22 protein-coding genes and 1 tRNA gene are annotated in these 21,292 nt (G+C 72.7%); 8 read left to right on the top strand and 15 right to left on the bottom strand.

Annotated features, from left to right (window positions below; all coding sequences use genetic code 11):
- Nucleotides 1-103: 103 nt before the first annotated feature.
- Complete coding sequence (locus ACQP0N_RS04635) at nt 104-1,153, bottom strand: hypothetical protein (RefSeq protein WP_433117809.1); 1,050 nt, start codon at nt 1,151-1,153, stop codon at nt 104-106.
- 103 nt (nt 1,154-1,256) lie between these two features.
- Between ACQP0N_RS04635 and ACQP0N_RS04630 the strand changes: the two genes are divergently transcribed.
- From ACQP0N_RS04630 to ACQP0N_RS04615, 4 genes are all read left to right on the top strand, one after another.
- Nucleotides 1,257-1,679, top strand: a complete 423-nt coding sequence (locus ACQP0N_RS04630) for an HIT family protein (protein ID WP_433117807.1) — start codon at nt 1,257-1,259, stop codon at nt 1,677-1,679.
- Between the two features lie 74 nt (nt 1,680-1,753).
- On the top strand, nt 1,754-2,413 hold the full coding sequence (msrA, locus tag ACQP0N_RS04625) for a peptide-methionine (S)-S-oxide reductase MsrA (protein WP_433117805.1): 660 nt from the start codon (nt 1,754-1,756) through the stop codon (nt 2,411-2,413).
- 389 nt (nt 2,414-2,802) lie between these two features.
- Entirely contained in the window at nt 2,803-3,732 is a 930-nt protein-coding gene (locus tag ACQP0N_RS04620) for a ribonuclease Z (protein WP_433117804.1), read from the top strand.
- Nucleotides 3,729-4,238, top strand: a complete 510-nt coding sequence (locus tag ACQP0N_RS04615; RefSeq protein ID WP_433117802.1) for an N-acetyltransferase family protein — start codon at nt 3,729-3,731, stop codon at nt 4,236-4,238. Before ACQP0N_RS04620 ends, ACQP0N_RS04615 begins: the two co-directional genes overlap by 4 nt.
- A gap of 261 nt (nt 4,239-4,499) precedes the next feature.
- Here ACQP0N_RS04615 and ACQP0N_RS04610 read toward each other — a convergent pair whose 3' ends face one another.
- Together ACQP0N_RS04610 and ACQP0N_RS04605 are read right to left on the bottom strand one after the other, a co-directional pair.
- Nucleotides 4,500-5,870: a cystathionine beta-synthase gene (locus tag ACQP0N_RS04610; protein WP_433117800.1), complete on the bottom strand. Its 1,371-nt coding sequence runs from the start codon at nt 5,868-5,870 to the stop codon at nt 4,500-4,502.
- A 72-nt stretch (nt 5,871-5,942) separates the two neighbouring features.
- Nucleotides 5,943-6,299, bottom strand: coding sequence for a YkvA family protein (locus ACQP0N_RS04605; RefSeq protein ID WP_355048830.1), 357 nt, complete (start codon nt 6,297-6,299; stop codon nt 5,943-5,945).
- Nucleotides 6,300-6,449: 150 nt separating this feature from the next.
- Here ACQP0N_RS04605 and ACQP0N_RS04600 point away from each other — a divergent pair, with 150 nt between their 5' ends.
- The 3 genes from ACQP0N_RS04600 to ACQP0N_RS04590 all read left to right on the top strand — a co-directional run bounded on the left by ACQP0N_RS04600 (nt 6,450) and on the right by ACQP0N_RS04590 (nt 9,649).
- Nucleotides 6,450-7,499: an SGNH/GDSL hydrolase family protein gene (locus ACQP0N_RS04600; protein ID WP_433117798.1), complete on the top strand. Its 1,050-nt coding sequence runs from the start codon at nt 6,450-6,452 to the stop codon at nt 7,497-7,499.
- Between the two features lie 20 nt (nt 7,500-7,519).
- Entirely contained in the window at nt 7,520-8,308 is a 789-nt protein-coding gene (locus tag ACQP0N_RS04595; protein ID WP_433121425.1) for an SGNH/GDSL hydrolase family protein, read from the top strand.
- Between the two features lie 78 nt (nt 8,309-8,386).
- Entirely contained in the window at nt 8,387-9,649 is a 1,263-nt protein-coding gene (locus tag ACQP0N_RS04590; protein ID WP_433117796.1) for an acetyl-CoA C-acetyltransferase, read from the top strand.
- A 45-nt stretch (nt 9,650-9,694) separates the two neighbouring features.
- Here the strand turns inward: ACQP0N_RS04590 and ACQP0N_RS04585 are convergent, their stop codons facing one another.
- The 4 genes from ACQP0N_RS04585 to ACQP0N_RS04570 all read right to left on the bottom strand — a co-directional run bounded on the left by ACQP0N_RS04585 (nt 9,695) and on the right by ACQP0N_RS04570 (nt 11,953).
- Nucleotides 9,695-10,015: a hypothetical protein gene (locus ACQP0N_RS04585; RefSeq protein WP_433117794.1), complete on the bottom strand. Its 321-nt coding sequence runs from the start codon at nt 10,013-10,015 to the stop codon at nt 9,695-9,697.
- Nucleotides 10,016-10,050: 35 nt separating this feature from the next.
- The gene (locus ACQP0N_RS04580) at nt 10,051-10,809 is read right to left on the bottom strand and encodes a Bax inhibitor-1/YccA family protein (RefSeq protein ID WP_433117792.1); all 759 of its coding nucleotides are present in this window, start codon (nt 10,807-10,809) and stop codon (nt 10,051-10,053) included.
- A 137-nt stretch (nt 10,810-10,946) separates the two neighbouring features.
- On the bottom strand, nt 10,947-11,762 hold the full coding sequence (locus tag ACQP0N_RS04575) for a Bax inhibitor-1/YccA family protein (RefSeq protein WP_433117790.1): 816 nt from the start codon (nt 11,760-11,762) through the stop codon (nt 10,947-10,949).
- 107 nt (nt 11,763-11,869) lie between these two features.
- A tRNA-Leu gene (locus tag ACQP0N_RS04570) sits at nt 11,870-11,953 on the bottom strand.
- 101 nt (nt 11,954-12,054) lie between these two features.
- On the opposite strand from ACQP0N_RS04570, the gene ACQP0N_RS04565 reads away from it, so the two are divergent.
- Nucleotides 12,055-13,896 carry a hypothetical protein gene (locus ACQP0N_RS04565; RefSeq protein ID WP_433117788.1) on the top strand — a complete coding sequence of 614 codons (1,842 nt, stop codon included), beginning with the start codon at nt 12,055-12,057 and terminating at the stop codon, nt 13,894-13,896.
- A 133-nt stretch (nt 13,897-14,029) separates the two neighbouring features.
- On the opposite strand, the gene ACQP0N_RS04560 is transcribed toward ACQP0N_RS04565, so the two are convergent.
- From ACQP0N_RS04560 to ACQP0N_RS04525, 8 genes are all read right to left on the bottom strand, one after another.
- Complete coding sequence (locus ACQP0N_RS04560; RefSeq protein WP_433117786.1) at nt 14,030-15,361, bottom strand: NAD(P)/FAD-dependent oxidoreductase; 1,332 nt, start codon at nt 15,359-15,361, stop codon at nt 14,030-14,032.
- 103 nt (nt 15,362-15,464) lie between these two features.
- A complete protein-coding gene (locus ACQP0N_RS04555) occupies nt 15,465-16,025 on the bottom strand; it encodes a hypothetical protein (RefSeq protein ID WP_433117785.1) in 561 nt (186 codons plus the stop codon).
- A complete protein-coding gene (locus tag ACQP0N_RS04550) occupies nt 16,022-17,452 on the bottom strand; it encodes a DUF58 domain-containing protein (RefSeq protein ID WP_433117783.1) in 1,431 nt (476 codons plus the stop codon). Before ACQP0N_RS04550 ends, ACQP0N_RS04555 begins: the two co-directional genes overlap by 4 nt.
- Entirely contained in the window at nt 17,452-18,459 is a 1,008-nt protein-coding gene (locus ACQP0N_RS04545) for an AAA family ATPase (protein ID WP_355048839.1), read from the bottom strand. Before ACQP0N_RS04545 ends, ACQP0N_RS04550 begins: the two co-directional genes overlap by 1 nt.
- On the bottom strand, nt 18,459-19,043 hold the full coding sequence (locus ACQP0N_RS04540; protein ID WP_357130105.1) for a hypothetical protein: 585 nt from the start codon (nt 19,041-19,043) through the stop codon (nt 18,459-18,461). Before ACQP0N_RS04540 ends, ACQP0N_RS04545 begins: the two co-directional genes overlap by 1 nt.
- On the bottom strand, nt 19,040-19,843 hold the full coding sequence (locus ACQP0N_RS04535; RefSeq protein ID WP_433117781.1) for a DUF4129 domain-containing protein: 804 nt from the start codon (nt 19,841-19,843) through the stop codon (nt 19,040-19,042). Before ACQP0N_RS04535 ends, ACQP0N_RS04540 begins: the two co-directional genes overlap by 4 nt.
- A gap of 20 nt (nt 19,844-19,863) precedes the next feature.
- Nucleotides 19,864-20,604 carry a uracil-DNA glycosylase gene (locus ACQP0N_RS04530; protein ID WP_357130111.1) on the bottom strand — a complete coding sequence of 247 codons (741 nt, stop codon included), beginning with the start codon at nt 20,602-20,604 and terminating at the stop codon, nt 19,864-19,866.
- Nucleotides 20,597-21,280, bottom strand: a complete 684-nt coding sequence (locus ACQP0N_RS04525) for a dienelactone hydrolase family protein (protein WP_433117779.1) — start codon at nt 21,278-21,280, stop codon at nt 20,597-20,599. The genes ACQP0N_RS04530 and ACQP0N_RS04525 overlap by 8 nt, the downstream gene beginning before the upstream one ends.
- Nucleotides 21,281-21,292: the final 12 nt, after the last annotated feature.

Below are 21,292 nucleotides of genomic sequence, written 5' to 3'. Positions count from 1 at the left end.
GCTAGTGCCCCGCCCCGGCGACCTGGCACGGAACCCGCGCTCCGGGCGGGGGTCGGACCGTCCGGCCCGACCCCACGCTCCGGTTCAGCGTCGGGAACGGCCCTCAGGCGGCCGGGACGGGCAGGACGTGCAGAGTGACCGGGTGGGTTCCGGTCCAGTCGTAGGAGACCGCGTAGAGCCGGGCGCCGTTCGGGGCCCAGGCCAGCGCGCCGGGGCTGAGCTCGTCGCCCAGCTCGAAGTGGGCCAGCTCGGTGCCGCCCGTGGAGAAGACGAACACGTCCGGGTCGTAGGAGGCGTCCGCGCCGCCGGCGATCCGGGTGCCGTCGCGCGAGACCTCGACGGCATTGGGGTACGCGCCGGTGCGGTAGGTCGCCGACGGGGTGGTGATGTCGGCGAACGGGAACGCCTGCACCTCGTACGGGGCGCCGGAGGCGGTGAACACGGTGGCGCCGGTCGGGTCGAGGGCGATGTCGCGCAGGTTGCTGCCGATCGCCATGAACTCGTTGGTGCCCGGCGCGCTGAGCGCACCCCCCGCGCCGATCGTGTACGTGTACACCGACGCGGGGCTCAGGCCGGGCTGCCCGGCCAGCAGCACCGAACGGTTCTGGCTGGCGGCGGTCAGCAGCGGAGCGCCGTAGAAGCCGCTGCCGGTGTCCAGACCCGTGGTCACCCGCGCCGGCTGGCGACCCAGGTCGATCCGGCCGATGTTGCCGTCCCAACCGCCACAGCCGTACCCGAACCACAGGTACCGCCCGGTCAGCGCCAGCGACGACGGGCACTCGCCCGCGCCGGTGTCGTACCGGGCCGACTCGACGAGCGTGCCGGTGTCGAAGGCGGCGATGGCGTTGGCGGTCGGCAGCGCCACGTAGAGGGTCTGCCGGTCGGCGCTGAGCAGCAGGTCGGACGGTCCGGGCAGGCCGGACAGGGTGCCCACGACCGCACCCGTCGCGCTGGCCACCACGACGTCGGTCGAGGACGACCCTCCGCTGACGAAGACCCGGTCACCGGCCGAGACCACGTCGGCCACCGCCGGCAACGACAGCGGGGTGGCCGTCGGCGCGGGGGCGGCCTGGGCGGGGCCCGGGAGACCGGCGGTGAGCAACCCGGCGGCCAGTACGGCCAGTGCCAGGGTCGTGCCTCTCTTGCTGTACACGTGCGTTCCCCCCATGTTCTTGATCCAGACTCGTAAATGAGTACCACAGTCGATGCGTACGTGGGGGGCACGTCGCCGCAGATGGGCGCTATAGCCTGGCGCGATGAGCGGGTGCGTATTCTGCGGGATCGTGTCGGGTGACGTTCCGGCGTTCCGGGTCGCCGACGAGCCGGACGGGGTGGCGTTCCTGGACACCCGCCCGGTCTTCGCGGGACACGTGCTGGTGGTGCCCCGGACGCACCTGGTGACCCTGGCCGAATTGCCGGCCGACCTGCTGCCCGGCTACTTCGCGCTGGTCCAGCGGCTGGCCGTGGCGGTGGAGGCTGGTCTGGGGGCCGGTGGGACGTTCGTGGCGATGAACAACCGGGTGTCCCAGTCCGTCCCCCATCTGCACACCCACGTGGTCCCCCGCACCAAGGGTGACGGGCTGCGCGGCTTCTTCTGGCCGCGCACCCGGTACGCCGACGACGCCGAGGCACAGACCTACGCCGACCGGATCGCCACCGCCCTCGTTGGCGGGGCCTGAGTCACAGTGGCGCGGGTAAGGAAGCAGAACCCACCGGTGTTACACGCTGGGAGACGCATGAGAGGAGTCCCACCGTGTTCCTGCGCCGTATGAACGCCGAGATGATCACGCCCGAGCAGGCCCTGCCGGGCCGCCCGATCTCGATGCCGGTCGCCGACCGCCACGAGGTTCTGGGCACCCCGCTGAAGGGTCCGTTCCCGGAGGGCCTCCAGGTGGCCGTCTTCGGCATGGGCTGCTTCTGGGGCGCCGAGCGGCTGTTCTGGACGCTGCCCGGCGTGTACACGACCTCCGCCGGCTACGCGGGCGGCTTCACCACCAACCCGACGTACGAGGAGACGTGTTCCGGCCGTACCGGGCACGCCGAGGTCGTCCAGGTGGTGTACGACCCCAGCAAGATCACGTACGAGGACCTGCTCAAGGTCTTCTGGGAGAACCACGACCCGACCCAGGGCATGCGCCAGGGCAACGACGTGGGCAGCCAGTACCGGTCGGCGATCTACACGACCACCGACGAGCAGCGGGCCATCGCGGAGTCGTCGCGGGACGCCTTCCAGCCGATCGTGACCCGGGCCGGCAAGGGTGAGATCACCACCGAGATCGCCCCGCTCGGCAGCTACTTCTTCGCCGAGGACTACCACCAGCAGTACCTGGCACCGACCAAGAACCCGAACGGCTACTGCAACCACGGCCCGAACGGGATGAGCTGCCCGGTCGGCGTGGCCCGTACCGCCTGACCGAGACCTGGCGCGGGTCCCCGGATCCGACCGTCGCCCACCTGATGCCCGGCCGCCGACACGGCGGCCGGGCATTCCCGTTCGGCCCTGTGATCGAAATCCGTTGCCGAGCCCCTCGGGGACTCGATAGCGTGGCAGTACACGTGAAAGGAGGTGGTCCAGACTTGTATAGCAATCGGACTCGTGAGGTGGCTGTCCGCTAGCCGCTGTCCTCGACAGTGATCGTCCGCCGCGAGGCGGGCAACCAGTACGACCGTCGAGACCGTGTGGCAGCGGTGCGGCGAAAACCACGACAGCCACCCGACCCCCGGGGTGCCGGCTTAGTCCAGCCGGCCCACGCGACAGCGTGGAGCGCCCCGGGGGTCGCTTCATATCGGTGGGAGATCAGCGTGTCGATGCGCGAGCTGGTGATTCTCGGGACGGCCAGCCAGACCCCCACCCGGCAGCGCAACCACAACGGTTACGTGCTGCACTGGGACGACGAGGTGATCCTCTTCGACCCGGGCGAGGGTAGTCAGCGCCAACTCCTGCACACCACCGTCACCGCCAGCGACCTGACCCGGATCTGCGTCACGCACTTCCACGGCGACCACTGCCTCGGTCTGCCCGGCACGATCCAGCGGCTCTCGCTGGACCGGGTCCCGCATCCGGTCGCCGTGCACTTCCCCGCCGGCGGCACCGAGTACTTCGCCCGGCTGCGGCACGCCACCTCCTTCTACGAGAGCGCCGAGCTGGCGGTAACGCCGATCGAGACCGACGGGCAGCGGATCGCCCTGCGCTGCGGGACGCTGGAGGCCCGCCGGCTGCGGCACCCCATCGAGACGTACGGCTATCGGCTCGTCGAGCCGGACGGCTACCGGATGCTGCCGGAGCGGCTGGCCTCGTACGGCATCGCCGGCCCGGCCGTCGGCGAGCTGATCCGCGTCGGCCACCTGGACCTCGACGGGCGTCGCGTCACCCGGGACGAGGTGAGCGAGCCCCGACCCGGGCAGCGGTTCGCCTTCGTCATGGACACCGGCCTCTGCGACGGCGTGTACGCCCTGGCCGAGCACGCCGACCTGCTGGTCATCGAGTCGACGTTCCTGGAGTCGGAGGCCGCGTTGGCCGCCGAGGTCGGCCACCTGACCGCGGCGCAGGCCGCGCGGGTGGCGACCGAGTCGGGGGTACGCACGCTGGTGCTGACGCACTTCTCCCAGCGCTATCCCGACCCGCGCCGGTTCCATGACGAGGCTCGCGCGCACTTCGACGGGGACCTGGTCATCGCCGAGGACCTGACCACCGTGCAGGTGCCGCCGCGCCGGGTAGCCTCGGCCGGGTGACTGTCACGCTCCGTCCCGCCACCGATCACGACATGATGGGGGTCGGTGCCCTGCACCAACGGTCCCGGGTGGCCGCATACTCCTCGTTCCTGCCGGCCGAGGCGCTGGCCGAACCGACCGGCGAGGCGATGGGACGGTACTGGGTCGAGCGGTGGAGCTGGGAGCGCGACACCCACCGGCTGATCGTGGCGGAACGAGTCGGCGCGCTCGTCGGGTTCAGCTACGTGGGGCCGGACGACGAGGACGACCCGACGACCGGACTGCTCAACGCGATCCACCTGGACCCGGCCGAGCAGGGGCGGGGCACCGGTCGCGCGTTGATGGTGGACGCGCTCGACGCCATGCGTGACCGTGGTTGGCGTCGCGCGGTGCTCTGGGTGCTGCGGGACAACGCCCGCGCCCGCTCCTTCTACGAACGCGGCGGCTGGACGTCGACGGGAGCGGAACGCGAGGAGCACATGGGCACCGCCCTGGCTCCCCAACTCCGCTACACCCGACCCCTCTAACGAAGTCCTGGCGGCAGGCCCGCCCAACGCCCCTGACCACGATCCGGCAGCAGGCGGCCACCCCTACCTCGGCCCCTTTGCTCTGCTTCAACAGAGGCGACAGTTACCGGGCGTTTGTGTTGCCTGGGTTGAAGCAGAGCAAAGGAGGCGCGAGGGGGTGGGGGTCCGGCGCCCACCCGGCTACCCGCCGCCCGCCGCCGGCGGGGGCGGGGGCGGGCAGGCGGGGGCGGGCGAGCGGGCAGTGTGTGGCGCAGGAGGCAGCTAGTGGGCGCCCAGGTGGGAGAGGAGGTCCTGGCGGGTCAGCACGCCCTTGGGTTTACCGTCGACCAGGACGAGGGCGGCGTCGGACTTCTCCAGCAGGCCCACGGCCTCGCTGACCGGCTGGCCACCACCGATCATCGGCAGCGGGTCGCCCATGTGCCGCTCGATGGTGTCGTGCAGGTGAGCCTGGCCGGTGAACAGCGCGTCGAGCAGGTCCCGCTCGGCGATCGAGCCGGCGACCTCGCCGGTCACGACCGGCGGCTCGGCCTTGAGCACCGGCAACTGCGAGACGCCGTACTCGCGCATGTAGTCGATCGCGTCGCGGACCGTCTCGGTCGGGTGCACGTGCACCAACTCGGGCAGGCCGCCCGGCTTGCTGGCCAGCGCGTCGGCAACGGTGGGTTCGGCGCCGGAGTTGTCGAGAAAGCCGTACCGGGCCATCCACGAGTCGTTGAAGATCTTCGAGAGGTAGCCCCGGCCGCCGTCCGGCAGCAGCACCACCACGACGTCTTCCGGGGCAGCCCTGCGCGCCACCTCCAGCGCGGCCACCACGGCCATCCCGCAGGAGCCACCGACCAGCAGCCCCTCCTCGCGGGCCAGCCGCCGGGTCATCTCGAACGACGCCTTGTCGGACACCTCGATGATCTCGTCGGCGACGCCCCGGTCGTACGTCTCGGGCCAGAAGTCCTCGCCGACGCCCTCCACCAGGTACGGCCGGCCGGTGCCGCCGGAGTAGACCGAACCCTCCGGGTCGGCGCCGACGATCTTCACCCGGCCGTCGGAGGCCTCCTTGAGGTACCGCCCGATGCCGGAAATCGTGCCGCCGGTGCCGACGCCCGCCACGAAGTGGGTGAGCCCGCCCTCGGTCTGCTTCCACAGCTCCGGACCGGTGGTCTCGTAGTGCGAGCGCGGGTTCGCCGGGTTGCTGTACTGGTCGGGCTTCCACGCGCCGGGGATCTCGCGGGTCAGCCGGTCGGACACGTTGTAGTACGAGCGCGGGTCCTCCGGGGCGACCGCCGTCGGGCAGACCACCACCTCGGCGCCGTACGCCCGCAGCACGTCCTGCTTGTCCTGGCTGACCTTGTCGGGGCAGACGAAGACGCACCGGTAGCCCTTGAGCTGGGCCACCAGGGCCAGCCCGACGCCGGTGTTGCCACTGGTCGGCTCGACGATGGTGCCGCCGGGCTTGAGCAGGCCGGCCGCCTCGGCGTCCTCCACCATGCGCAGGGCGATCCGGTCCTTAACCGAGCCGCCCGGGTTGACGTACTCCACCTTGGCGAGCACGGTGGCCTGGATGCCCTCGGTGACGCTCCGCAGGCGGACCAGCGGAGTGTTGCCGATCATGTCGACGACGTTGTCGTAGTACTGCACGGTGTGCCCTTCGTTGCGGCGCCGGCGACGGCGGCCGGGCAGACGTATCCTCGCCGCCCAGCGTACGTGCCGTCAGTGCACCAGACCCCCGGGGATGACCGAGCTGCGCCGGGCCTCCCACTCCAGGAAACGGTCGGTCTCCGAGAGCACGCTGCCCGCCAGCCAGGTGACCATGACGGCGTCGTCGGCCAGCCCGAAGATCGCCAGCGGGATCTCCGGCAGGAAGTCGATGGGCGAGACGATGTACGCCGTGGCCGCCGTCATGAGGGCGAGCCGGAGGCCACCGTCGTACTCGCCCCTGGTGGTGGCACGGATCATCCGGGGCAGCGCCGCCAGCCGGGCGCCCAGCGAGGGCCCGCCCCGCGCCCCCGCCATCAATGCCCGCGCCAGGGCCGCGAACGCCGCGCTGCGCTTCAGTGTCTTCCCCATCGTCGCGCTCCTCTCCGCCGGATCAGCGTGGCGGGTCGGCGCAAGTAGGCCGGCCTCCACCGGACAGGTACCCCGTCGCGTCGGTTTCCAGGCATCCGCGAGCCGTGACGACGACAGCGGTGTGTCGGGCCGGCGCGATAATGTCGCCATATGGGGGTGGCTGGTTCTGTCGTACCCGTTGGTCCGCGCTGGCGGCAGGCCTGGCGGATCGCCCGACTGGCGGCGATCGGCACGGGCGCCACCGCGGCGGCCGCGATGGCGACCGGCGGCGTGCTGCTCGGCCAGGCCCGCCAGGCCCGGCGCACCATTCCGATGGCCGAGGCGCCCCCGCCACGCTGCGACGGGACGTACGGCGCGAAGTTCCCCGGCCCCGCCCTCACCATGGTCGTGCTCGGTGACTCGTCGGCGGCCGGCTACGGCGTGCACCGCCGCCGGGAGACACCCGGAGCGCTGCTCGCCACCGGCCTCTCCCGGCGGCTGCACCGGCCGGTGCAGCTGCGCCGGTTCGCGGTGGTCGGGGCCATCTCCGCGGCCCTGCGTCACCAGGTGGAGGCGGCGCTCGAGTGCTCCCCGGACATCGCGGTGATCCTCATCGGCGGCAACGACATCACCAACCGCACCCCGCGTGGCCTGGCCGTGCGTTACCTGGTCGAGGCGGTCCGCTCGCTGCGCGCCGCCGGATGCGAGGTGGTCGTCGGCACCTGCCCCGACCTCGGCGCGATCCGGCCGATCCAGCCACCGCTGCGCTGGCTGGCGCACCGGTGGAGTCGCCAGCTCGCCGCCGCGCAGACGGTGGCCGTGGTCGAGGCGGGCGGCTGGACGGTGTCCCTGGGCGACCTGCTCGGCCCGCGGTTCGCGGCGGAGCCGCTGCGGATGTTCGCCTGGGACCGGTTCCACCCCTCCGCCGAGGGGTACGCCATGGCCGCCGCCGCCCTGCTGCCGACGATGCTGTCCGCGCTCGGCGCGGGGCAGGAACGACGGGTCACACCGGCGCGGGGCGAGGGCGTACGGTCGCTGCCAGAGGCCGCGCAGGAGGCGGCCCGGCACGCCGGCACCGAGGTCAGCGGCGCCCAGGTCCGGGGCCACGACCGGGGGCCGGCCGGCCGGTGGGCGCAGTTGCGTCGCCGGGCGTTCTTCGGTGTGCACGCGGTGCCGCAGGCTGGTTCCGCGGACACCTCGACATTGGAGGGACTGGCATGAACGAGCGCAGCGAGCGAGGCGTGACCGCCGGCTTCCCCGGCCGGCTGGGTCGGGCGGCGGTGCTCTCGCTGCTGGCCGGCACGGTGGGCGGCGCCGCCGTCCTGGCCGGCGAGGCGTTCGTCGCGCGGCACCGGCGCTACGCCCAGCCGGAGCTGGGGCTGGCCCTGCGCGCCACGATCGGCCGGGCCGACGCCGCGCCGCTGCGCCTGGTGCTGCTCGGTGACTCGTCGGCGCTGGGTGTCGGCGTCGACCGCCTCGACGACACCATCGGCGGGCAGTTGGCCAATCTGCTCGCGGAGGGACCGTCCGGCCGCCGGGTACACCTGTCCAGCGTCGGCGTCTCGGGCTCCCGCTCCACCGACCTGACCACCCAGGTCGCCCGGGCCCTGCTCGGCGAGCGACCCGACGTGGCGCTGATCCTGATCGGTGCGAACGACGCCACCGGGTTGCGCCGGCCCGGCGACGCGTCCGCGTACCTGGGAGCGGCGGTGCACCGGCTGCGGGAGGCGCGCGTCGAGGTGGTGGTGGGCACCTGCCCCGACCTCGGGGCCGTACGCGCCATCGCGCCGCCGCTGCGGCAGCTCGTCGGCTGGTCCGGGCGGCGGATGGCCCGCGCGCAGACCACGGCGGTGCTGGAGGCGGGCGGGACGGTGGTCGACCTGGCCACCGAGACCGGTCCGGTGTTCCGAGCCGACGCGGGCACGCTGTGCCACGACGGTTTTCACCCGTCGGCCGACGGCTACCGGGTGTGGGCGCACGCCCTGCTACCGGCCATCGTGGCCGCCGCGGCGGTCGCCTCCCGGCGGTGACGCGCGTCCGGCGAGGGTGACATTTCCCGCCGCGCCCGCTTCTTCCGCGCCATGTTACCGGCGGGTTAACGTTGGCCCATGCCGATTGAGTCGTCCCGCGACGCCGTCATCGTCGCTACCGCCCGCTCCCCCATCGGCCGGGCCCACAAGGGGTCTCTGCGCGATGTCCGCTCCGACGACCTCGCCGCGACCATCGTCCAGGCCGCCCTGGACAAGATCCCCCAGCTCGACGCGAGCACCATCGACGACATCTACCTCGGGTGCGGCCTGCCCGGCGGTGAACAGGGCTTCAACATGGCCCGGGTGGTGGCCACCCTGCTCGGCCTGGACACCGTGCCCGGCGCGACGCTGACCCGCTACTGCGCCTCGTCGTTGCAGACCACCCGGATGGCCCTGCACGCGATCCGCGCCGGCGAGGGCGACGTGTTCGTCTCCGCCGGGGTCGAGATGGTCTCCCGGTACGCGCGCGGCAGCTCCGACGGTCTGCCGCCGGATGCGCAGGCGCTGGTCGGCGGCGGCTGGGAGAACCCGCGCTTCGCGTCCGCGGCCGAGCGCTCGAAGCGCCGCGCCCAGGGCGGCGCCGAGGTGTGGACCGACCCGCGCGACAGCGGCGACCTGCCGGACATCTACCTGACCATGGGACAGACCGCGGAGAACCTGGCCCAGGTGTACGACGTGACCCGCGCCGACATGGACGAGTTCGGGGTACGCAGCCAGAACCTCGCCGAAAAGGCCATCGCCGACGGTTTCTGGGCCCGGGAGATCACCCCGGTCACCACGCCCGACGGCACCGTGGTGAGCACCGACGACGGTCCCCGGGCCGGCGTCACCCTCGACGCGGTCGCCGGGCTGAAGCCGGTGTTCCGCCCGGACGGCCGGATCACCGCGGGTAACTGCTGCCCCCTCAACGACGGGGCCGCCGCCGTCGTGGTGATGAGCGCCCAGCGGGCCGAGGAACTGGGTCTGACCCCGCTGGCCCGGATCGTCTCCACCGGCGTCACCGCGCTGTCGCCGGAGATCATGGGCCTCGGACCGGTCGAGGCGTCCCGGCAGGCACTGCGCCGGGCGGGCATGACCATCGACGACGTCGACCTGGTCGAGATCAACGAGGCGTTCGCCGCGCAGGTCATCCCCTCCTACCGCCAGTTGGGCATCCCGGAGGAGAAGCTGAACGTGATGGGCGGCGCGATCGCGGTCGGGCACCCGTTCGGCATGACCGGCGCCCGGATCACCGGCACCCTGCTCAACGCCCTCGAGTGGCACGACAAGACGATCGGTCTGGAGACCATGTGCGTCGGCGGCGGCCAGGGCATGGCGATGGTCCTCGAACGGCTGAGCTGACGATTCGAGCGCGCCCGGCGCGCGGCACCGGGTGCGCCTAGCGGCTCAGAGCGCGTTGCGGGTCGCCGTCACCTCGGCGGCGGCCCGCGCCAGCACCTCGGCGTCGGCCCCAGTGGCGAGCAGGTCGGCGGTCACCACCCGCAGTTGGTCGGGCAGGGCCAGGTCGTTGTCGAGCCGGGGCACGGTGCGACGTGGTTGCCCCTCGGCGTCGGCGGCGAGGTTGGCGACCTCCTGCACCAGACGGTGCACCAGGTCGGCGCGGGGCACGTTGCCGGTGGTCGCGGTCGCGGCCCAGCGCGGCTGTTCCCAGTGCCCGACCTGGCCGACCAGCGACCGCACGGCCTGCTCCAACTCCGTTACGCTCACCGCGCCGAGTCTACGGCCGAACGGCGGACGGTCGGTCAGCGGCGCAGGTAGCTGAGCAGCCGCAGCAACTGCCAGTAGAGGAACACCAGGCCGGTCAGCAGACCGAAGGCGCTCAGCCACGCGTACCGGCGGGGTCGACCGTCGCGCACCGAACGCTCGACCAGGTCGAAGTCGAGGATGAAGCTGAACGCGCCCGCGATGATCGCCACCACCGAGAAGGCGTACGGCAACCAGCCGACCTCCCCGCTGACGCTGTAGACCGCCAACCCCGACCGGCCGGAGATCAGGTAGGAGACGAGGTTGACCACGCTCAGCACCGCGATGCCGAGGAGCGTGCCGATCACGAGCCGGGCCAGTCGGGGGGTCGCGCGGATCACCCGGGCCCGGTACAGCGCGGCCATGCCGAGGAACACACCGAAGGTGCCGGCCACCGCCTGCACGACGATCCCCGGGTAGACCTGTTCGAAGGCCCGGCTGGCCACCCCGAGCAGCAGCCCCTGGAGCAGCGCGTAGCCGATGATCGGCACCGGATTGGTGATCCCCCGCAGTGAGATGACCAGGACCAGCACGATCGAGGCGAGGGCGGTGCCGGCCAGGGCCGCGCCCAACCACACCGCGTCGGGCGCCACCGCCCAGGACACCGCGGCGGTCGCGCCCGTGAGCAGGAGCAGTCCGACGGTACGCACCACGACGTCGTCGACCGTCATCGGCTCGACGTCGCGTGAGCTGACCACCCGGGACTCCAACCGGCCGGTCTCGTCCAGCCGCTTGAGCACCGGGTTGTCGCTGCGCACCGTCGCCTCCTCCGCCCGTACCCCCAGGAGATTCACTCTGCCCCGGACGGCCCGGCGGTGGCGGCGAAACGGCGCGGACGACGGCGCCCGCCCCCGCAGGAAGCGGGAGCGGGCGCCGGTCAGCGGGGCGGACGAGGTCAGTCGTCGCCCTGGAAGTAGCTCAGCAGGCGCAGGATCTCGATGTAGAGCCAGACCAGGCTGACCAGGATGCCGAACGCGGCGACCCAGGAGTAGCGCTGGGGCAGGCCCATCCGGACGCCGTCCTCGATCTCCTTGAAGCTGAGCACGAAGCTCAGCGACGCGACCACGATGCAGACGAGGCTGAAGCCGATCGCGAGCGGGCTGCCGTCCCGCAGACCCGTGTTGACGCCGAACAGCGCCAGCACCAGGTTGATCAGCATCACCGCGGCGAGGCCGATGATGGCCGTCGACACGATCTTCACGAACATCGGGGTGGCCCGGATGATCTTCGCCTTGTAGACCATCGTCATCACGAAGAAGATGCCGAAGCTCGCCACGGCGGCCTGGAGCACGATGCCGTCGTAGAAGGTCTCGAACGCCTTGCTGACCATGCCGACGAAGACGCCCTCGACCACCGCGTACGCGATGACCAGCGCCGGGTTGGCCATCCGGGAGAACGAGATGATCAAGCCCAGCACCAGGCCGACCACCGCCGCGCCGATCCAGGCGGCGCCGAGGAGCGAGTCGGGCACGAGCACCCAGGCGGCCGCGGCGGTGACGCCGAGGATGCCGAGCAGGGCGACCGTCTTGACGACCACGTCGTCGACGGTCATCGGCGCCACGGCGGGCGGCGCGGCCGGGTAGCCGGCCTGGGACGGGTACTGCTGCGGAATGCCGGGCTGTCCGTACGGCCCGGTCGGTGCGTACCCGGCGGAGCGCTCCCGCTCGGCCGCCTGGCCGAGCCGGGCGAGCACCGGGTTCGAGGTCTTCACTGTCTGGCCTCCCTCAGGGGGTCGTTTGCACGTGAACGTGCCCCCCAAGAGTAAACTGCCCGACCCACTCCTGGTGATCACGAATGGGAACGCGAGGCCGTGGCGGATGGTGCCCGGGGCGGGGGTCGAACCCGCACGCCTTTCGGCAGCCGCTTTTAAGGCGGCCGTGTCTGCCGTTCCACCACCCGGGCGGGTGGCACCCGCGCGTCGACACGCACGGTGCAGTGTCACCGTAGCCGGTCTGCGGCGACCCGGCGTACCCCGCCGGCTTGGCCACATTAGGGTCGATGCCGTGAGCAGCGCAGCCCCCACGGCCCCCGATGCCGCCCCTGACCAGGCGGTCCGCCTCGCCGATCCGGTCGAGCGCGCGAGCGGGGCCGGACGGCTGCGCACGGCCGTCCGCCACCATCGGACGGATCTACTGGTCGCCCTCGTGTGGGTGGCGCTGGCCGGCTGGTTGACCCACGGGCTGTGGCCCGACCCGGGTGGGCGCACCTTGGCGCTCAACCCCGAGGACCAGACGCTCTACGAATGGTTCCTGGCCGTCGACGCACGGGCGCTGCTCGGTGACTTCCACCTGCTCACCGACCGGCTCAACGCTCCGGACGGCGTCAACCTGATGGCCAACACCACGATCATCGCGCTCGGTGTGCTCTGCGCCCCGGTCACCCTGCTGTTCGGTGCGCCCACCTCCTTCGCGCTGCTCGCCGCCGCCAACCTGGCCGGCACCGCCCTCGCCTGGTACCTGCTGTTCCACCGGACGATGCGCGTCCGCCGGCTCGCCGCCGCGGTCGGCGGAGGTCTGTGCGGCTTCGGTCCCGGCATGGTCTCGCAGACCAACAGCCACCTGCACATGACGGCGCAGTGGCTGGTGCCGGTGATCGTCTGGCTGGTGGTACGGCTGCTGCGGGCGTCCGACCCCGGCGAGGGTCGCGGCCGGCCCGCCGGCCCGGACCGACGGCGGATGATCAGCTCCGCGGCCGGGCTGGCGGTCGCCGTGACCGCACAGGTCTTCATCGGCGAGGAGGTGCTCTTCCTCAGCGCCGTCACGCTGCTGGTGATGGCGATCGCGTACGCCCTCGCGGACCGGAACCTCGCCCGGAGAGCGCTGCCCGGGTTCGCGGGCGGACTGGCGATCGCCGCCGGTCTGGCGATGCTGGTGCTCGGCTACCCGCTGTGGTTCCAGTTCGCCGGACCGCAGGGTGTCGCCGACGGGATGTTCAGCCCGGCCTACTTCTCGGCCGACCTGAGCAGCTGGTGGGCGGTCTCACCGCTGTCGGTGGCCGGCAGCGACCAGGCGTCGCGCCTCACCACCGGCCCGGCCGAGTACAACACTTTCCTCGGCTGGCCGCTGCTGCTCGTCACCGCCGTCTGCGCGATCTGGGCCGGGCGACGTCGGCTGGTCCTGGCGTGTGTGGCGGCGGCCCTCGTGATGGGCGCCCTCTCGCTCGGCCCGGAGGTGGTGCTCGGCGGCACCCGCACCGCGCTGCCCGGCCCGTACGCCCTGCTGGCCGGCCTGCCGGTGGTGGACGGCGCGTTGCCGATGCGGTTCGGGCTGGCACTGCTGCCGATCGTCGCGACGGTGCTGACCCTCGCCGTCGACCGGGCACTCGGCAGCACCGGGCGGGCGCGTCGGCTGGTGCCGCTGGCCGTCGTCGCGGCTCTCCTGCCGATCTTCCCGACCCCGCTGCCGACCGCCGGGCGGCCCGCCCTGCCGGAGTTCGTCACCGGCGGACACTGGCGGCAGTGCGTCGAGCCCGGTGGTGTGCTGGTCCCGGTGCCGCTGCCCACCCCCAAGGAGCCGTGGCCGATGCGCTGGGCGGCCGCCGCCGACGCCGGCTTCGGCCTGCCCGAGGGGTTCTTCATCGGCCCCTACGGGCGCGGTGGCACCGCCGCCATGGGCACCTTCAAGCAGCCCACCTCGGCTCTGCTGGCCGACGTCGCCCGCCGCGGCGACCAACCGGCCATCGGTGACGAGCAGCGCCGGCAGGCCGCGAAGGACGCGGACTTCTGGGGCGCGTCCTGCGTGGCACTGACCGACGACGCCCCGCACGCCGACAGCCTGCGGGCGACCCTGGAGCAGCTCTACGGCCCGGCGACCAGGATCGCCGACGCCTGGACCTGGAAGGTCTGACCCACCCCGACCCCGCCCATAACGACGCCGATCTTGCACTTTCGGATGGCGCAATGACCGCTTTGGGGGCCATTGTCGCCGCAGAAAGTGCAAGATCGGCGGTGGAACGGGGGCTGCGGGACCGCAGCGCGGGTCAGACGCGCGGAGCGCCGACCGGCTGGGACGCCTCGACGAACTCCTCACGCGGGTCGTGCAACTGGCCCAGCGCGACCACCTCACGCTTGAGGAAGAACGCCAGCGACCAGTCCACCACGACCCGGACCTTCCGGTTGAACGAGGGGATCCGGCTCATGTGGTACGTCCGGTGCATGAACCAGGCCGGCCAACCCGTCATCTTGATGCCGTACACCTGGGCGACGCCCTTGTGCAGGCCGAGGCTGGCCACGCTGCCGGCGTGCTTGTGCTTGTAGTCGACCGGCTCACGACCACGGATCACCGCGACGATGTTGTCGGCCATCCGCGCCGCCTGACGCACCGCGTGCTGCGCGCTCGGCGAGCAGAAGTTGCCCGGCTCCTTGGTCAGGTCCGGCACGGCGGCGCAGTCACCCGCGCTCCACGCGCCGTCGATCACCCGGTCACCGTCGACCACCTGAAGGGTGGGGATGCAGGTGACCCGCCGGCGATCGTCGCGCGGGAAGTCCGTCGCGTCCAGCATCGGCGACGGCTTCACACCCGCCGTCCACACGATCGTGTCGGACCGGAAGCTGTCCCCGTCGGAGAGCTTCACCACCCCGTCGACACAGGACTCCAGGCGGGTGTCCAACCGGATGTCCATGTTGCGCTTCGTGAGCTGCTGCACCGTGTAGGCGCCCATGTCCCGGTCGACCTCGGGCAGCACCCGCTGGGTCGCCTCGACGAGCACCCAGCGCATGTCCTCCGGCTTCAGCTCCGGGTAGTAGCGCAGGGCGTCCCGGGCCATGTCCTCCATCTCGGCGAGCGCCTCGATGCCGGCGTACCCACCGCCGACGAACGTGAAGGTCAACGCCGAACGGCGGACCTCCGCGTCCGGGGTCGCGGCCGCGATGTCCAGTCGGTCCAACACGTGGTTGCGGAGGTAGATCGCCTCGCCGATGGTCTTGAACCCGATGCCCTGCTCGTGCAGGCCCGGAATCGGCAGCGTCCGGGACACCGAGCCCGGGGCCACGATCACGTGGTCGTACGTGATCTCCCGGGCCGGGCCGGCGATCGGCTGCACGGTCGCCACCTTGCGGTCGTGCTCGACCCGCGTGACAGTTCCCGCCACCACCGTGCACCGGCGCAGCTCACGGCGCAGCGGCACCACGGCGTGCCGGGGGGAGATGTTCCCCGCCGCGGCCTCGGGGAGGAACGGCTGATAGGTCATGTGGGGCTGGGGGTCCACGACGATGACCTCAGCCTCACGGGAGCTGAGCTTCTTCGACAGGCGCAGGGCGGCGTAGAGACCGACGTGCCCGGCACCCACCACAAGGATCCGCTTCGGATTCACGTCGTCTATCTTTCCCCGCCCTGCTCAGGTAATCCCGCTCGCGCCCCCCATCTGTGACGGAACACAACCCCTGTGACCTGCGTAACCCTCTTGCATCACGGGTTCACCGACGTCGCAGCAGCCAACCCAGCAACGCGGCGACACCCACCGCCACCAGCAACCCGAGCACGGTGACCCACTGGTGACCGGTCTCGCCACCAAGACCCGCCACCCGCAACAGCAGCACCCCCAGCACGGCCGTACCCAGGAGCACCGCGGCCACCCGCGACAACCACCGGGTGATCAGTCCCGCGTCCACCACCCCGTCGTACGGCAGCAGCGCCGCCAGCGCGCACAGGGAGTGCCCCAGGTACAGCAGCGCGGCGACGGCGAGCAACCGCCACAACGCCACCGGCCGGCCGTACCCGTCGGTCGCGAGCAGCCAGCCACCCACCATCACCAGCGCCGCGAACGTCGGCCACAACCGGCGCGGACCCACGGCCGGCAGCAGCGCGGCCACCGCCAGGAACAGCAGCGGCCGACCGGTCAAGACCTCGGCGGGAAACGCCACCGCGAAACCGGCCAGCGTCGTGACGAAGATGGCGACCCGCACCAGCAGCGGTACGGCGCTGATCCGGGTCACGGCGTCCTGAACAGCCCGAACCCGCTCCCCGATCGCACTCATCGGGCACCGACCCGCGGGGCCGTCGCCAGCCGCGCCACGTCCCGCAGCACCTGGTCCAGGCTGCCCGCGCCAGCCCAGCGCACCACCGGCACACCGTGCTCCCGGAGCTGCCCGATCATCGTCTCCCGGTCCAGTCGCCACAGGCGGTACGCCACCTCGGCCCACCCCCGGTCCTTCGGCGGAGTCAGGTCGGCCGGCAACGTGTCGACCGCCACCACGAACCGGCCGGCGCGCGCCAGCCGTGCCAGCATCTGCGCCGACCGTTCGTCCAGCAGCGGGGTGAGGACCACCACCAACGCGTCCGAGGAGAGGAGCTGCGGGCCGAAGACCTGGTCGTACGGCTCGTGCTGGGCCGCCTCGGCGCGTACGTCGAGCAGCCATTCCAGCACCGTCAGATACTGCCGGCGGCCGGCGGCGGGCCGCAGTCGGCGGGCGCCCGGCCCGTACTCCAACAACGACACCCGGTCGCCCCGGTGCAGGTAGTGCTCGGCGATCGCGGCGGTGGCCCGCACGGTGGTGTCCAGTACGGACGCGGCACCGTCCACACCGCCGGAACGGCCCGCCTCGGCGAGCACGTCGAGCAGCACCACCACCTCGGCGTCGCGGTCCGACAGCGTCGCCGCCACGTGCAACTGCCGGGCGCGCAGCGACACCCGCCAGTCGACGCGGCGGAGTCGGTCGCCCGGGGCGAAGACCCGCACTCCGGCCAGCTCACCGCCCTCTCCGGGACGGCGGGAGTGGTGCGCGCCCACCAGACCGGCGGCGCGGGGCATCGCCTCCACCGCCTCGAACGGCTCGGTACGCGGGTAGACCCGCACCCCGACCGGTTCGGTGATCACCGCCCGGGACACCAGCAGGCCACCCGCCGCGGCGACCCGCGCCCCGGCCGGGCCGACGGGGTGCCGACCCCACCGCAGAGCCCGCCCGGCCAGTTCCAGGTCCACCGCCGCCCCGCTGGGCACCGAGGTCACGAACGGCCGGTCGGCGGCCGAACGTCTCCGGCCGGAGGCGGGCGAGGTGGCGGTGGCCGGCGGCGCGGCGACGGGTTCGACACCGGCGAAACCGGCACGGGCGATCCGCAGCCACGGCGAGACCCGCGACCGCACCACCACGAGGTCGTAGTCGACCGTGTCCGGGTTGCCGACACTCACCGCCGCCGACACCTCGCCGCCCTCGACCAGCGGTCCGTCCTCGGCACTGGTGATCCAGACCTGCGGCAGCGCGGTGGGCCGGCGACGCAGCGCGTACGCGGTGCCCAGCGCGATCGGTGCCGCCAGCACGACGAGGTCGACCCGGCCGAGCAGCACCCCCGCCACCAGCAACAGGCCGGCGAGCAGCACGGCGCGGCCGAGCGCGGGGGTGGGCGCCCAGCCGGCGCTCGACTCCGGCTCGGTGGATCGCGGCGCGGACGCGGTCGGACCGGTCATCAGTGCCGGGGCCCGCCGGCGGCGTAGCTGGGCAGGGCGCCGCTGGCCGGAGCCGGCGTCCCCTCCAACACCTCTCCGACCACGAACGCCGGGTCGACGCGGCGCAGCCACATCTCGGGGCGCAGGGTGATCCGGTGGGCGAGCGCGGGGGCGGCGACCGCCTTGACGTCCTCCGGCACCACGTAGTCCCGGCCGTCGAACACCGCGCGTACCCGGGACAGCAGCAGCAACGCCAACGAGCCACGCGGCGAGGCGCCGACCAGCACCGACGGGTGTTCCCGGGTGGCCGCCGTGAGCGCCACGATGTACCGGCCGATCGAGTCCTCCACCACCACGTCCTCCAGGGCGGCCTGCATGGCCCGCAGGGTGGCGGCGTCCACCACCGGTTTGATGTCCGCCTCCTCGCGGCGGCGGCCCATCCGGCGGCGCAGCACCTCCCACTCCTCCTCCTGGTGGGGGTAGCCGAAGGAGACCCGCAGCAGGAACCGGTCGAGCTGCGCCTCGGGCAGCGGGTAGGTGCCCTCGTACTCGATGGGGTTGGCGGTCGCCAGCACGTGGAACGGCTCGTCCAGCTTGTACGTGACGCCCTCGACCGAGACCTGCTTTTCCTGCATGGCCTCGAGCAGCGCGGACTGGGTCTTCGGCGGTGTCCGGTTGATCTCGTCGGCGAGGAGCAGGTTGGTGAACACCGGCCCGGCCCGGAAGGTGAAGTCGCCGTTGCGCTGGTCGTAGAGGAAGGAGCCGGTGACGTCGGCGGGGAGCAGGTCGGGGGTGAACTGGAGGCGGCGGAAGTCCAGCCCGAGCGCCTGCGCGAAGGAGCGCGCGGTGAGCGTCTTGCCGAGGCCGGGCAGATCCTCCAGGAGCACGTGCCCACCCGCCAGGATCCCGGCGAGGACCAGCTCCAACGCGTCGCGCTTGCCGACCACGACGGTACCGACCGCGTCCAGGACGGCCCGCGCCAGGCGACCGACCTCGGTGGCGGGCATGCTCCGGTCCACGTCGTTCATCAGATCTTCTCCAGTTCGGCGACGATCACCGCGAGGTCGCGCGGCGACGGGGGGCGTCGGGGCGGGGTTTCCAGGAACGTCCACAGCCGGTCGCCCAGCAGGGCGCGGGCGCGGACCGGATCCGACTCACGGGTCACGGAGTGCTTCAGGCGAAGCCGCTCGTCGGCCAGTTCCGCGAGCCGGGGCAGGATCACCCCGGTGAAGCGTTCGGGTCGCGTGGTGGACCAGTCCAGCGGCAGTTCCCAGCCGTTGATCGCGGCGCGCAGCGCGTCCCGGGCACCCCAGTTCCAGGTGCCGTCGTCATCCTGGGCGAGCCGGGTACGGGACCTCGCCGCGGGTGGCGGGGCGAGCGCGGCCGCGACCCGGCGTACCGCGGACACGGCGAACACCCCGGCGATCAGGATCGCCAGGGAGATCTGCAGGCCGACCGCCCGGAGACCGACGACGAGTACGGCGACCAGGGCCGCGTTGCCGAGAAGGGCCCGGAACACCCGCCCGGCCCGGCCACCGGACCGCCCGTCGTCGTGCCTCGGCCGCTCCTCCTCGAAGGTGAGCAGGTCGTCGATGCTGGCGCTGCCGCTCATGCCGGCACCCCGGGCGGGCCAGTCGTGACGATGGTGAGTTCGCCACGCAACCGCCGTAGCGCGGCACGGGCCTGGTCGCGGGTGCCCGCACCGACCTCACGCGTGGCGTACCGGGCCTCGCGGTAGACGTGCGCGAACTCGGCGAGCACGTCGGCGCTGACGATCGCCGGGACACCTGTCGACTCGTCGCCCCGCAGCAACCGGGTGACCAGGTCGGTCGGTGTGTCGCCGAGATGCCGGGGCACACCGGCGGCGGAGGCGGCCTCCTCCAGGCGTACCCAGCAGGCGATGACCGCGACCCGGGGATCGGTGGACTGGTCGTCCAACTCCACCAGGCCGGCGTCCAGGGCGGCGACCACCTCACGGGCCGTGCCCTCGGCCGTACGCCGGGCCCGCTGCGCCGGTAGGGCCCGCGAGGTGCGACGCAGCGCGCCACGGAGCAGGATCCAGGTGAGGTAGCCGAGCACGGCGAGGATCGCCAGCCCGAGCAGGACCATCGCCACGGTCGCGATCCACTGCGGGATGTGCGCCTGGGTGGCCTCGCCGGCGTCCCTGGGTTCGACGGGGATCGACGGCGACGGCACGTCCGTCGGATATTCCGGTACCCACGGCACGTTCTCGGCGGCCGGCGGGATCCGGCTCGCGCCGATCGACGAGTGGGCGGACGCGAGCGCGGCCGCCGCGAGCAGGGCCGCCACCACACCCACCGGCCACCAACGGCGCAGCAGGCCGATCACCGGACGGACCACACCCGACGCGGCGGGCGGCGACGGCGCGGGCGGGCGTGTTCCGGTCGTCATCGCCACCACCCCACGCGTCCTCAGTCCACTTCGGCCAGCTGCTTGGCCCGGCCGAAGACGTCGTCCAACATCCCCGGTGTCAGCCGCCCGGTGAAGGTGTTCTGCTGGCTGACGTGGTAGCAACCGAGCAACTCCGGCACGGCCGCGCCGGACCAGTGTGCCCCATGGCCGAACGCGGGTCGCGGGCTGGGCGGGCGCTGCCCGTACACGTGGCGGAGCACCGGCCACCACGCGGCCCAGGCGAACGCGCCCAGCGCGACCACGACGCGCAGGGTGGGTCGGATCAGCGTGACCTCACGGTGCAGCCAGGGCGCGCAGGTGTCCCGTTCGTCCGGGGTGGGCTTGTTGTCCGGCGGCGCGCAGCGGACGGCCGAGAAGATCCGGGTGTCCCGCAGGGTGAGCCCGTCGTCGGCGGCGACGCTGGTCGGCTGGTTGGCCAGTCCGGCCCGGTGCAGGGCCGCGAAGAGCACGTCGCCCGAGCGGTCGCCGGTGAAGATCCGGCCGGTGCGGTTGCCGCCGTGCGCGGCGGGCGCGAGGCCCAGGATGGCGATGCGCGCGTCGCCGGGCCCGAATCCGGGCACCGGCCGACCCCAGTACTCCTGGTCGCGGAAGGCGGCCCGCCGGGTGCGGGCCACCTCCTCCCGCCATCCGACCAGCCGGGGGCAGGCGAAACAGTCGCTGACCGCCGCGTCGAGATCGGCCAGGTCCGCCGCCCGCGCGGCACGGGCGACGACCTGATCGGGGGTACGGGACTCAGCCAAGCTTGGCCCGGAAGAGTTCGAGGGTGCGTGCCCACGCGCTGGCGGCGGCGCGCTGGTCGAACGCCTCCGGCCGGTCGTCGTCGAAGAACCCGTGCGAGGTGCCCGGGTAGTCGTAGAGCTGGCAGGTGCCGCCGGCCTCCTCGACGGCCCGACGTACGGCCTGCACACCCTCGTCGGTGGAGGTGCCGTCCTGATCGGAGCAGTGGACGATGGCCGCCTTGCCGGCGTAGTCGACCCAGTCGGAACGCATCGACTCCCACGACAGGGCGGGATAGAAGCCCGCGGTGGCCACGATCCGCTCGGAGCGGGTCGCCGACTTGAGAGCCAGGCTGCCACCGGCGCCGAACCCGACCGCGCCGACCTTGCCGGTGACCTCGGGACGCCCGGCGAGGTAGTCGGCGGCGTCCGCGACGTCCTTCGCCGCCTCGGCCACTCGCGTCGCCAACTCGTGCTGCGCCTCGGCCGCCTGGCTGGTCTCCGTGTCGTGCCGGAAGTTCGGCACGAGGGCGACGAAGCCGGCCTCGGCGAACCGGTCCGCGACCGACCGGATGTGCGGGACCAGGCCCCACGACTCCTGCAGGACGATGACGGCCGGGCTGGCCGTGCCGCTCGCGGGTATCGCGAGATACCCCTCGCTCGTGCCCCCGTTGCTGCGGTAGCTCACCATGTCGCCCATCGGCCGTCCTCC

It is taken from the genome of Micromonospora sp. CA-246542 (assembly GCF_050942905.1).
Lineage (GTDB): Bacteria > Actinomycetota > Actinomycetes > Mycobacteriales > Micromonosporaceae > Micromonospora.
Note: the sequence above shows the minus strand (reverse complement) of the source record. Positions and strands in the feature narration are given on the sequence as shown.